This window comes from Clostridium sp., assembly GCF_050717635.1.
GTDB lineage: Bacteria > Bacillota > Clostridia > Clostridiales > Clostridiaceae > Clostridium_AD.
Map to the genome: position 1 here is coordinate 535302 of NZ_JBOITO010000013.1, position 13069 is coordinate 548370.

The following is a 13069-nucleotide window of genomic DNA, read 5'->3' on the forward strand; positions in this document are numbered from 1 at the left end:
CCACAATATAATAAAATATACTTATGACAAATTATTTAATGGTAATGTTGGGTTAGCATTCCATGAATGTGAAGAATGTACAGTTAAGTTGAGGGGAATGTATGAGGAGGGGGGGTATTATGCCAGAGCTTTTAAAAAATGCTTTCGAAGGGATAAATATTATACCAACAGTATTGTTAATACTTATAGTGTTGTATTGGATTATTGTCATTATTGGTTTCTTAGACTTTGATTTTTTAGATTTTGATTTTGATTTAGAGGCTGGTGATACTTCAGGCCCACTCATTGCGCTACTGGGATTTCTGAATGCGTCAGAATTGCCATTTATGTTTATTTTTAGTGTACTAACATTAAATTTTTGGATTATAGCTATGTTAATGTATTACTTACCGATAACTATCGGAGGGGTAGTGAATACAGTATTATTAATACCAGCATTGATGCTTAGTATGGTTATTACTAAGTTTGTGTCCTTTCCGCTCAAAGTTATTTTAAAGTATAGCAGTATGCAAGATGACAGAGGTAGTGAAGTAATCGGTCAATTATGTATACTTAAATGTAATGTCAAAAATGGTCGACTAGGACAGGCAGAACTAAAAAGAGACGGGGCTTCTGTGGTGATAAATGTGAGAGCAGAATATAATTTAGAGTCATTTAATAAAGAGCAGGTTGCATTTGTTGTCAGAAAAGACATTGACAAAAACGTGTATTACATTGTTAAAAATGAAGGAGTGATAAAATGAGTTATTCGGTTCAGGTTTTGTTAGTTAGTATAGGAGTAGTTGTAGTAGTAATCATTGGTTTATTAGCATTGTTTTCTAAGTTCTACCATAAGGTGGAGCAGGGCAAGGTTATAATAAGAAATGGTGTTGGTGGTAATAGTGTGTGCTTTGGTGGTATTTTTGTAGTACCTACAATACATAAATACGAAATCATGGATATTTCGGTTAAGAAAGTGGAAATTGCTAGAGAAGGTAAAGATGGACTCATTTGTAAAGACAATCTAAGAGCTGATATTAGAGTTGTATTTTTTGTTAGAGTTAATCAAACACGAGAGGATGTACTAAAAGTCGCTCAGTTATTAGGGTGTCAAAAGGCATCTGATCCAAAAACACTTATGGAATTTTTTGATTCTAAGTTCTCAGAAGCTTTAAAAACAGTTGGTAAGAAGTTTGATTTTATTCAGCTATATACTGAAAGAGAGACTTTTAAAGATGAAATTCTTCAAATTATTGGAACGGATTTAAATGGTTATGTGATGGATGATGCTGCTATTGATTATCTTGAACAAACTGATGTTAACTTACTTAATTGTAACAATATATTAGATTCAGAGGGCATTAAGAAAATAACTGAGCTTACTGCAAAACAGTTAATATTAGCTAATCAGATACAAAGAGAGAAAGAAAAAACTATAAAACAACAGGATGTATCTGCAAGAGAGGCAATACTAGAACTTGAAAAGCAAAATGCAGAGGCAGAAGCAAAGCAGAAAAGAGAAATTGCAATTATTGTTTCTAGAGAAACGGCAGAAGCTGCAAAAGTAGCCCAAGAAGAGAGATTAAAGTCAGAGCTAGCAAGAGTTAAATCTGATGAAGAAATTGAAGTTGCCGAGCAAAATAAAGATAGACAAGTTATTGTTGCACAGAAAGCAAAAGAAAGCACAGATGCAATTGAGACTGAAAGAGTTGATAAAAAAAGATTACTTGAAAGAACAGAGAAAGAAAAATTAGTTGAACTTGCCATTATTGAAAAGGAGAAAGCATTAGAAGTTGAAAAGAAAAATATTCAGATAGTTATAAGAGAAAGAGTAGCAGTTGAGAAAGATACTGCGGTTGAAGAAGAGAAAATTAAAGATACCCGTGCAATTGCTGAGGCAGAACGTTTCAAAACTGTAGCAATTAAAAAAGCGGAAGAACAAGGAGAAAAAGACCGTATTATTTTGGTTAGAGCTGCAGAGGCTTCAAAACAAGCGGCTGAATGCTTAGCTGAGAAAACAATTATTGATGCTGAGGCTAAACTTAAGGCTGCACAAAAGGAAGCTGAGTCAATTAAGGTTATTGTTGATGCTAATATCCTTGAAGAATCAACTAGTGGTATAGCTCAGGCGAAAGTTATAGAAGCAAAAGCTCTAGCGCAGGCAAAAGGTGATAGTGCTATGATTGATGTAAAAGAGAAAGAAGGCAGTGTTGAAGCAGATATCTTAAAGAAAAAATACCTAGCAGAAGCAGAAGGGATTAAAGAAAAAGCTAATAGTATGAAGGCATTAGATGAAGTTGGTAGAGGCCATGAGGAGTTTAAACTTAAACTTGAAAAAGAGAAAGAGATTGAACTTGCCAGTATCAATATTCAGAAGGATATTGCACAGGCACAAGCTTCAGTTATTAACGAAGCGCTTAAATCAGCTAAAATTGATATTGTAGGCGGAGAAACAATGTTTTTCGATAAGATTATTGGTTCAATTACTCAAGGTAAATCTTATGACCGTTTAGTAAATAGTAGTGAAGTACTTACTGATATTAAAGATACATTTATTACAGGTGATCCAGAGTACTTTAAGAAACAATTACAAGATTTAACTGGTAGATTTAACATAACATCAGAAGATTTGAAGAACCTATCAATAGCTGGTGCTGTTAATAGGATGATGAAGGGTGCCAGTAGTGCTGACACGACAATGCTGGAAAAGCTTCTAGATACTGCTAATAAGGCAGGGGTAGGTAATTTGCCAGCAAATATTATACAAGGTAAGTAAAAGCACATATACCTAAACTACACGTGAATGAGGTAGATAAAGTTGGATGATAAAGATATAAATATTAAAAACAATGATATGGATAGTAGCACATATGAGGTTATTAAAAATCGTCTTGCAAAACAAGGCAATGACTTAAAAGAACGTGTTGAGAGTCTTAACTTGGTGCGAAAAGAAGTTTTTGGTTCTATTGAAACAAAGCTTCTTAGCAGCGAGAGAATAATAACAGAGAATAATTGTATACCTAGAGATATGGCACCAGTAGATGATTCTTTCATCTTTGGATACAATGTCAATATAGGCCTTAAATCTAAGGTGGAACTCAGTGATGTATTTTCAATTTATAAATATAAAGAATGTACATTTCAAAAGCAAACACTCCACTTAATTAATGACCAGCAGTTTTTGAAAGATTTCGATGATCTATATAAATATTATAAGAATACGGTTTTTGCTAAGTTTACTATAATAGAACCATATTTTTACATGGTTTTTCAAACAGGAGTGAATGCTACTGATATTAAAGCCTTTAAATGGCTAATTGAAGGTGACACGCTAATATATGTAGACTGTAGAAGTGAACATGAAGTTGTGTTTGCCAGTAAAAATGAGTTCAATTTTGTTAAAGCAACGCGGGATGATCAGCGTAGTGGTGTTCATCCCCATGTTTCAATTCTAGATAAGGTATTTGTAGAAACACTTGGTGGAGATTTAACAATTAAAATTGAGGATAATACTCAGACAGGTAAGGGAATTTATTCTGAAGCAGTGGAGGATAAAGACCAGAACCTTGATGATGCAGAAATATTTTATGCTGATTTAGGTAAAATAATAATACTTAAAATAAGGCCTTATAAGGAAAATGATTATAGGTACTTTTTATTTAACAACAAATTGAAGAATATTATAAGAATTGATTCAATAAAAGATACTTGTATGCTTTTACCAGGAAATCATGGACTTATTTTCCCAAAAGGCTATTATCTACAAAACGGAGAATATAAATTATTTGATGTTCCAGTAGAGCATTCAGTATTTGATCAGATGATTAGCTCATCTAATGGAGAAGACTATCAGTATATTTTTTATAATATAGAAAGCGGAATATATTTAATATATTCATATAATATAATCCAGCAAACAATTGAAACACCAATTGTTTGCACGGGATACTCTCATTTTAATAATGGTGAAATGATTGTATTTAAACATGAAAATGAACCAAGAAAGAATCATATGATACAGATATGGCAAACGCCTTATGTGGGCAAAAACTATGTAAGGGAAGGTCACACTGATTCCATTCTTTTTAATATTGGTAATGTGGATATCGTTAAGTGTATGGCTGATTGCACCATTGTTTTCAAACTAATTCAAAAGGGTGAGGGCTATCAGAGTATTTATTTTGATATTGTAAAAGAATCTCAGCAAATAATTGATGCGTATTTTTGGGTAGAAAAGCCGGAAGCATATAATTTAAAAGAAGTGCTTCTACGTATAAAAGAGACATCAACTTTTGCAATAGGTGAGTTTGAAAAAGTAGTTAGAATTAGGAATTCAACCCAAAAGCAAATAAGCGATGTAAAAGATGAATCAGAGCAGCTATTAAAAAAGTTGAAATATGGAACTTTTGATACCGTTTCTGAATATGTAAGGGTCCTTACTGATATTCGAAATCTTAGAGGCAGGATTGTTTCATTAAGGGACTTACGATATATAGACCTTTCCATTGTTGATTCACTTGATACTAGGGCACGCGAAAAAAATGAGGAATTGGCGAAGAAATGTGTTGAATTCTTAATACAGCCTGAAGGGCTTAAGATTTATGCCCATAGAGTAGAAGATTTACGAGATGCTGTTGATAAGGTTAATAAATCAAAAGAGGGGAAAGAGCTTACAGAAAAGATGGATGAAGCCTCTAGCGATTTAGAACTTCTTATAGATATTGTAGGTAATTTTAAGATTGAAGACCCTACCATAACAACAGAGATAATAGATAAAATTTCTACATTATTTTCTCTTTTAAATAATGCAAAGGCAAGGGTAAAGTCTAGGGTAGAGGAATTTGCTAAGAGTGAAATGACGCTGCAGTTTAACTCCCAAATGAAACTGCTTAGTCAAGCTGTAGTGAATTATTTGGATATTTCAGATACGGCAGATAAATGCGAGCAGTATCTTAATAAGGTTATGGTTCAAATACAGGAATTAGAAGGAAAGTTTGCTGAATTTGATGATTATGTAGTAAAACTTAGTGAAAAAAGAGAAGAGTTATATAATGCTTTTGAAAGTAAGAAACAGTCACTTCTAGATAAGTTAAATAAACGAATAATTGGATTGTTTAACTCGTCTGTTCGCATTATCAGCGGAATAGCTAATAGGTTAAAGGGTTTAGACTCTGTAGAAGGGATAAATGGATATCTTGCTACTGACATAATGGCTGAGAAGGTAAGGGACATTATATCTAAACTCCGAGAGCTGGGAGATAGTGTTAAGGCTGATGAGATTAGTTCAAAATTAAAGACTCTAAAAGAGGATACTATTCGCAATTTGAAGGATAAGCAAGAGCTATATGTAGACGGAGAGAACGTGATAAAACTAGGCAAACATCACTTCTCAGTAAATACGAAAGCTATAGATCTTTCCATAGTACAAAAGGATGATCATTTGTATTACCATATAGCAGGGACAGATTTTTGGGATAAGGTAGTGCACCCGGAAATTAGTAAGTTTCAGCATGTGTTTGATCAGAGTATCCTATCAGAGAATGTGGATGTTTATAGAGCGGAATACCTTGCTTATTCAGTTTTTGAAGCAGCAAGAAAGATGCAATTTGAGAGATTAGATATTTTGTACTCAAAGACGGAGCCACAATTAGTTGAACTTGTTCAAAAGTTTATGGAACCTAGATATCAAGAGGGTTACACTAAAGGGGTACACGATAGTGATGGGGCAAAGATACTAAAAGTATTACTTGAACTTCATTACAATATAGATTTGTTAATATATAAAAGCCCGGTTAGAGCTTTAGCTAGATTGTTTTGGAATCGTTTAGTAGATGATGAAACTAAAAAGCTGCTGACAGTTCGCTTAAAAGAATTAGCTAAGGTTCAGTTGTATTTTAAATCACTACCTAATTTGCAGAACTATGTTCCATATATAATTGAAAAAATGAGCAATACCTATAAGGAAATAAGCTTCTTTGATAACAAATATATCCCTGATGCGGCAGAATATCTTTGCATGGAGATTATGAAAGGTGAAGATTTTGTAGTTAGCAGGTCAGCTAAAAAAATATATGATGGTTTTATGAACTACATGCGAGATAACAATGCTTTAGATGAATTCTCTACATCAGTTAAAAATAGTTTAAAAGATATAGAAGGAGTTTTTTATCTTATTAAAGAATGGGTTAATGCTTATCGCTTTGATGTAATAGACAATACCGATATATTTGAAGCTTTGGACGAGGAAGAATTATCAGGGGTGCTTTACGAAGTTATTATTCTGCTAATTGAGGATAATGCTAGTTTAGGCAGAGTTATTAATGTTGAGACTCAAACAACCATAAAGGGAATTGTTGGAACACACGGGGTAATTAATGGAGGCATATATATTTTAGCTTATACAAAATTTATGCAAAGGTTAAAATATTATAGTGAGAGCGTAGTTCGCGATTATATTAAGTTTCAGAATATTAAAAAGGAACTAGTAGAGAAGTTTAAAAATGAACTTCATTTAGATGATTTTAAACCAAAAGTACTATCATCATTTGTTAGAAATAAGCTAATTGATAAAGTTTATTTACCATTAATAGGGAATAACCTAGCTAAACAAATTGGCGTTGTAGGAGAAAATAAGCGAACAGATTTAATGGGATTGTTACTTTTAGTTTCTCCACCGGGTTATGGTAAAACTACTTTGATGGAGTATATAGCAAGTAGACTTGGTATTAATCTTGTTAAAATTAATGGTCCCGCCCTAGGAAACGCAGTTACTTCATTAGATCCTACGATGGCTAATAATACTAGTGCTAGAGATGAACTAAGAAAACTTAATCTTGCATTAAAGATGGCAAATAATATAATGATATATGTTGATGATATTCAGCACTGTAATCCAGAATTTCTACAGAAATTCATATCATTATGTGATGGTCAACGAAAGATTGAAGGGGTATACAATGGTACATCACAAACTTATGATTTAAGAGGTAAAAAGGTAGCTGTGGTTATGGCGGGTAATCCATATACAGAAAGTGGTGAAAAATTCAAGATACCAGATATGCTATCTAATAGAGCAGATGTATACAATCTTGGAGATATGCTTCGTGAGAATGAAGAAGCATTTAAGCTTAGTTACATTGAAAACAGTTTAACTTCAAGTCCAGTACTTAGTAAGCTATCAAATAGAAGCCAGAAGGATTTATATGGTCTTATTGAAATGGCAAGTGGAGTGGAAAGAGAAAAAATTACTTTTGAGGGTACTTATTCTATAGATGAGCTTAATGAATATATTGGAGTTATAGAAAAGTTATTTATAGCACGGGATATAGTATTAAAGGTTAACATGGAATATATATATTCAGCATCTCAAGCTGATGAGTATAGGAATGAACCACCTTTTAAACTGCAAGGTTCTTATAGAAATATGAATAAGATTGCAGAGAATGTTGTTTCTGTTATGAATGATGAAGAATTATTTGAGAAAATACTTGGAAGCTATGAGAATGACTCCCAAACATTAACAACTGGGGCAGAGGCGAATATGCTTAAGTGGAAAGAACTTGTTGGTTGTTTAAATAGTGAAGAAGAAAGACGACTAGATGAAATTAAAAAGATATTCGTTGAAAACAAGTTTATTAAAGGTGACGACAAGATAGGTCAAGCGGTCATGGTTCTAAGTAATCTTACTGATAATTTAGAAATGATTAAGGACATAATGGCTAGAAGTAATAAAAAGAATTAAAATGCATAGTGTTTTTTAGCTGAGGTAGAGTTTGTATTGTTTAAAGACATAGACCGTAGACAAATTACTATATTAAGAGTACTTATATAATTAAATAGAAATCCAGATAAGTCACTGTAATAGAAAAATCTGAAAAATAAGAATACCAAAGCTGGTATTCTTATTTTTAAAAATTTCGTGCATTTAATATTGCAATATATACGATATTGCTTAATATCTAAAAGTAGTGTAAATGAAAAGTCAATATGATATAATAAAATAAGATTAATTATTTTACAAAAGATATATAAGGAAGTGAAAAAGCCTTGGCAAAGAAACATGATTTTGATGCAGCATGGAAAGCAATTTTAGAAGCTTTTGAAGTAGAAATAGTAGAACTACTTTTTCCAGAGATATTTAATAAAATAGATTGGACAGTAGAAACAGAATCATTAGATAAAGAATTATTAGAAATACAAAAAGATATATTTGATAAAGATAGTAGTGAAAAAGTAATATCAGATAAAATAATAAAAGTGAAATTAAACGATAAGGAAAGTAAGATACTGTTCATTCATGTAGAAGTACAAAGCTATGGTAGTGGAGATGAAATCTTTGGAGAAAGAATGTTTAGATATTTTTATAGAATATGGGACAAATTTAGGTATAAGCATAAAGATAGATCAGAAATAGTGGCAGCTGCAATATATACATATAAAGGTCAACGAGGTAAGGATAAGAAATATGTATATAAAGTACCAGGGATAAAAAATGAAATACTAATATATAACTTCAAAACTATTGATGTGGAAAAAATAAAACTCGAAAAAATTAGTGATGTTAACCCACTAAAACTAGTTTTTAAAATGGCAAAAAGTATATTAAAAACAGGTATACGGGATGAAGACATATATGATGCAAAAATAAAATTAGCAGAAGAACTAAAAAAATATGATAAAGTTAAAAATACTGATCAAATAAAAGCACTAGTAGATTTTTTGGAATACTTGTTTTTAATCGAAAATATTGAGTTTGAAAAAAGATATGAAGAATATAAAATGGTAAATGGAGGTGTATTTAAAATGAGTATAGACGAGATTAGAAAGTTACACTACAAGGAAGAAGGAAGAGAAGAAGGAAGAGAAGAAGGAAGAGAAGAAGGAAGGATAGTAATAGCAACAGAAATGTTATTAGATGGCGAATCAATTGAGAAGATTAAAAAATATTCTAAATTAAGTGATGAGGAAATAATAAAATTAAAAAATACACTATTTCCAAATTAGATATTTGAACATTAGAGTGGGCATCAGTGGCTGGAGTAGCAGCTATTGATGCTTATTTTTATTTTCTAACAAGTGAGACCTTCGCTCTCACAATAGTGACTGTCACATGTCGAAAGATAGGAAGTTAGAACATCTGATGCAGATTTTAGGATATAAAGTTGGGCAAGAAGTTTTTGGAGAAAGAATGTTCAGATACTTTTATAGGATATGGGATAAATTTAGGTATAAAAATAACGATGAGTCGGAAATAGTGGGCGCAGTAATATATTCTTATAAAGGTGAGCGAGGCAAAGATAAAAGATTAGTGGATTTTTTAGAATATTTATTTTTAGTTAAAGATCCAGAGCTAGAAAAGAAGTATGAGGAATATAAAAAGAAAAATGGAGGTGCATTTAAATTGAGTATAGACAAGATTAGAAAATCGAACTACATGAAAGAGGGAAGAGAAGAAGGCATAGCGAAAGAGGAATCAGATAATACCTAAAGAATGGGTTAAGAAATTATTTAAAGCACAATCAGATCCGGGTAATGGGCAGAAATACGGATACTTATGGTGGCTAGAGAATAAAAAAGACGGTAAACATAATACTAGATTATATTTTTACTTTTGTAAAATGAAGATACATGTTACAAAAATACAGTAATTTTTAAAAGAAAAAAAAGCAAGCTCATAAAGAACTTGAAACAAAAAAACGTTCTAAAATGATTTTATGTAAAGCTTATTAATTTATAATTGTGTTTGAAGTGAATGCAGAAAGATTGTTCATATTACTTTGAAGACTTTGTTAGTCAATTAGGTTTATGATATAATGGTAAAATAGTGCATTAAATGATTATATAGTGGAATGATGTTAATAATAAACAAATAAACAAATAAATAATTGCATAGAGGATGATAATAAGGGGATGTATTTAATTGGCTAAAGATAAAAAAGTTTATATCTGTAAAGACTGTGGGGCGCATTCTCCAAAATGGATGGGGAAATGTAATGAGTGTGGTGCTTGGAACACATATGAAGAAAAAATAGTTAAGGCAAGCTTTAGTAAATCTAACTCAGGTAGAATGGCAATAACAACTAACCCAACAAAACTAAGGGCGATTGTACAATCAAACAGTGACAGGATAGTTACAGGAGTTTCAGAATTTGATAGGGTTATGGGTGGTGGAATAGTTAGAGATAGTATAAGTATAATTTCAGCACCTCCTGGCATGGGCAAGTCAACTCTTTTATTGCAACTAGCAAATGCACTGTCTTTGAAAGGATACAAAATTTTATATGCATCTGGGGAGGAAAGCAATAGTCAAATTAAAAATAGAGCTGATCGTACGGTAAAAGAAATAGCTGATAATTTCTGGGTAGTTTCTGATACTAAGTTAGATGATATATTACAACATATAGAAGCAGTTGACGCAGACTTAATAATACTTGACAGTATTCAAACATTTACTTTAGAGGAGTATTCAGGTTCAAGAGCAGGATCTCCTACTCAAGTAATTGAATGTGCAACAGCTTTAAAGGATAAAGCAAAAAATCCAGATAGACCAAGAGCTGTATTCCTGGTTGGGCAAATGACAAAAGCTGATGAGATGGCGGGTCCTAGGATACTAGAGCATTTAGTGGACACAGTACTATACATAGAAGGAGAAGATGGAGAAGAACTGAAGCATTTAATTAGCAAAAAGAATAGATATGGGGATACGTCTGAAAGTGGGTTATTCCGCATGACGGAAATAGGGATGGAAGAAATAACTGACCCATCGGAGTTTTTTATGACCAAAAGGGAAGAGCTAGTTCCAGGTAGTGCCTTAGCCGTTATAAAGGATGGTACAAGACCAATTGTTATAGAGGTAGAAAGTCTTGTATCTAAATCGTTTACCCCTTATCCAAGCAGACTAAGTGAGTGTTTTGCAAGGAAGGAACAACTAGGGACTCTTATCTCAATTCTTGAGGAAAGAGGAGGGGTAGGACTTTATGATAAGAATGTTATTATAAAAGCAACAGGGGGTCTTAAGCTAACTGAAACATCAGTAAATCTTGCTGTAGTGATGAGTATTGCGTCCTCTGCATTAAACCATGGAATATCTACGGATACAGTTTTTATAGGAGAGCTTGGTCTTACTGGAGAGCTAAAAAAAGTACCGTCACTTGAGCAAAGATTAAAAGAAGTAGATAGAATGGGTTTTAAAAAGGCATATATACCGATGAATTGTTTAAAAGCAGGGGTCAAATTTAAGAATATAAAGGTTATTCCTTGTAAGAAATTAATAGATGTTATTCAAAAGGAAATCAAATAATGATGAAAGAAAAAATTATAACACGCAAAACAAGTAAAAATAAGTTTGCAAAAGAAATGCTTATTTGTCTAACGATAATTTCTTTATTGGTTGCTTCTGGCTGTTCAAGTAAATATTCCCAGCTAACTTCCAATGCCAATACTAAAAAAAATTCCATTGTAAAATCCAATCCCGTTCAGCCTAAAATAGAAACGAAAGTAAATGCAAATACAAATACGGAAAGTAAAGTTGAAGAAGCAACAAGTTTAAACAATACGATACAAAATGATCAATCTGTGCCTATACTTATGTATCATTCTGTAGGGAATAAAAGTGGGAATGAACTTATTATACCTCCAGCTCTTTTAAAGAAGCAATTTCAATGGCTTAAGGATAATGGGTATACTACTATTACACTAGATGACCTTTATAACTATTTTAAAAATAATAAACCAATTCCTAAAAAATCTGTTGTACTGACTTTTGACGATGGATATGTAGATAACTATACAAATATGTATCCAATCATAAAGGAGTTTGGATTTAATGCAACAGTTTTTATTATCACAAATACTGTGGATAAAGACCCTAAGTATCTCACCTCCGCTGAGTTAAAAGAAATGAATGCAAACGGAATTGATATCGAAAGTCATACAGTAGACCATGATATACTTGGTGAAATTTCTTATGAAAAACAATTAGAAACATTGAAAGACTCCAAGGCATTTCTGGAAAATCTTCTAAATAAGAAAGTAAATTATATTGCATATCCTGAGGGCAGCTATAATAGTTCTACCCCAAAAGCAGCTGAAGATGCTGGCTATAGTATGGGTGTTTCTACAGACGGAAGATGGTCCAGTAAAAAAGATGGAATGTATAAACTGGAGAGAGTTTATATCAGTGCTTTTTTTAATATGGATACATTTGAAGAAAGAGTTACTAATCCTCAATATAAATTTAAATAAGTGCATAAGGAAGGGTGTAATCTAATGAAAAAAGCAGTCTGGTCTAAGGCATTTTTAGCTGTAGCTTTTATACTTTTGATTCTGATCGGTGGCATTGCTCTTGCTCAAAAGAAACATGCTGATATAAACCAAACACAAAACAAAGCTAGTAATACTGGCACTTCAAGTAAGGCAGATAGTGAAAATAAAACTATTAGTACAAACAATGCTAACAATGTAAAAGGTACTAATAGCACTTCAACTAAAATATATAATAGTGATAATAACAATTTGCAAACTGCCCAAAAACAGCTTCAAGATAAATATGAGAAGGGTTATAATGCTTTTTTTAAAGGTGACTATAAAACTGCAATAAAGCTTGAAAATGAAGTGATTCATGAGTCTCCTGATTTCTATAAGGCATATAATTTAAAGGGAATTGCCTTATGTTATTCAGGTGATTTTAAAAATGGCATGGCAAATATAGATAAAAGTTTAAGCATGAAGTCTGATTTTGGATATGCATTATTTAATAAAGGCTTAGCTTACGAATTATACGGTTATTATGATAACGCTCTTTTATGGTATAACAAGGATTTACAAGTTGAAAATTATGTTTGGACATATTACGGAATATCTAGTATTTATGGACGAAGGGGAGATGTTTCAAATACAATAAAGTATTTGAAAATTGCAATAAGCCTAAACCCTGGCATAAAAGAAATGGCAAAAACTGAAAAGGATTTTAATAATGTGAAAAATTATGACGAATTTCAATCTTTAATTAAGAGTTAGCAGTTATCTGCTAGCTCTATTTTTCATACTATTATTCTTGCTAAAGTAAGTACTCTTTGATATCCTATAATAA

General features: G+C 32.0%; 8 protein-coding genes. All 8 read left to right on the forward strand.

The window, feature by feature from the left end; genetic code table 11:
- The first annotated feature begins 119 nt into the window (after positions 1-119).
- The 8 genes from ACREWB_RS08450 to ACREWB_RS08485 all read left to right on the forward strand — a co-directional run bounded on the left by ACREWB_RS08450 (position 120) and on the right by ACREWB_RS08485 (position 12996).
- Entirely contained in the window at positions 120-743 is a 624-nt protein-coding gene (locus ACREWB_RS08450) for a hypothetical protein (protein ID WP_431547015.1), read from the forward strand.
- Positions 740-2755: a flotillin family protein gene (locus tag ACREWB_RS08455; RefSeq protein ID WP_431547016.1), complete on the forward strand. Its 2016-nt coding sequence runs from the start codon at positions 740-742 to the stop codon at positions 2753-2755. Before ACREWB_RS08450 ends, ACREWB_RS08455 begins: the two co-directional genes overlap by 4 nt.
- Before the next feature lie 42 nt (positions 2756-2797).
- Positions 2798-7720 carry a DNA repair ATPase gene (locus ACREWB_RS08460; RefSeq protein WP_431547017.1) on the forward strand — a complete coding sequence of 1641 codons (4923 nt, stop codon included), beginning with the start codon at positions 2798-2800 and terminating at the stop codon, positions 7718-7720.
- Positions 7721-8025: 305 nt separating this feature from the next.
- On the forward strand, positions 8026-8982 hold the full coding sequence (locus ACREWB_RS08465; RefSeq protein ID WP_431547018.1) for an Rpn family recombination-promoting nuclease/putative transposase: 957 nt from the start codon (positions 8026-8028) through the stop codon (positions 8980-8982).
- A 136-nt stretch (positions 8983-9118) separates the two neighbouring features.
- Positions 9119-9466, forward strand: a complete 348-nt coding sequence (locus ACREWB_RS08470) for a hypothetical protein (RefSeq protein ID WP_431547019.1) — start codon at positions 9119-9121, stop codon at positions 9464-9466.
- A 432-nt stretch (positions 9467-9898) separates the two neighbouring features.
- Positions 9899-11278: a DNA repair protein RadA gene (radA, locus tag ACREWB_RS08475; RefSeq protein WP_431547020.1), complete on the forward strand. Its 1380-nt coding sequence runs from the start codon at positions 9899-9901 to the stop codon at positions 11276-11278.
- Positions 11278-12222, forward strand: a complete 945-nt coding sequence (locus ACREWB_RS08480) for a polysaccharide deacetylase family protein (RefSeq protein WP_431547021.1) — start codon at positions 11278-11280, stop codon at positions 12220-12222. Before radA ends, ACREWB_RS08480 begins: the two co-directional genes overlap by 1 nt.
- A gap of 24 nt (positions 12223-12246) precedes the next feature.
- Positions 12247-12996, forward strand: coding sequence for a tetratricopeptide repeat protein (locus ACREWB_RS08485; protein ID WP_431547022.1), 750 nt, complete (start codon positions 12247-12249; stop codon positions 12994-12996).
- Positions 12997-13069 lie beyond the last annotated feature (73 nt).

Coding starts and splice junctions, on each gene's coding strand:
- ACREWB_RS08450 (WP_431547015.1), top strand. CDS start 120: ATGCCAGAGCTTTTAAAAAATGCTTTCGAAGGGATAAATATTATACCA.
- ACREWB_RS08455 (WP_431547016.1), top strand. CDS start 740: ATGAGTTATTCGGTTCAGGTTTTGTTAGTTAGTATAGGAGTAGTTGTA.
- ACREWB_RS08470 (WP_431547019.1), top strand. CDS start 9,119: ATGCAGATTTTAGGATATAAAGTTGGGCAAGAAGTTTTTGGAGAAAGA.
- ACREWB_RS08480 (WP_431547021.1), top strand. CDS start 11,278: ATGATGAAAGAAAAAATTATAACACGCAAAACAAGTAAAAATAAGTTT.
- ACREWB_RS08485 (WP_431547022.1), top strand. CDS start 12,247: ATGAAAAAAGCAGTCTGGTCTAAGGCATTTTTAGCTGTAGCTTTTATA.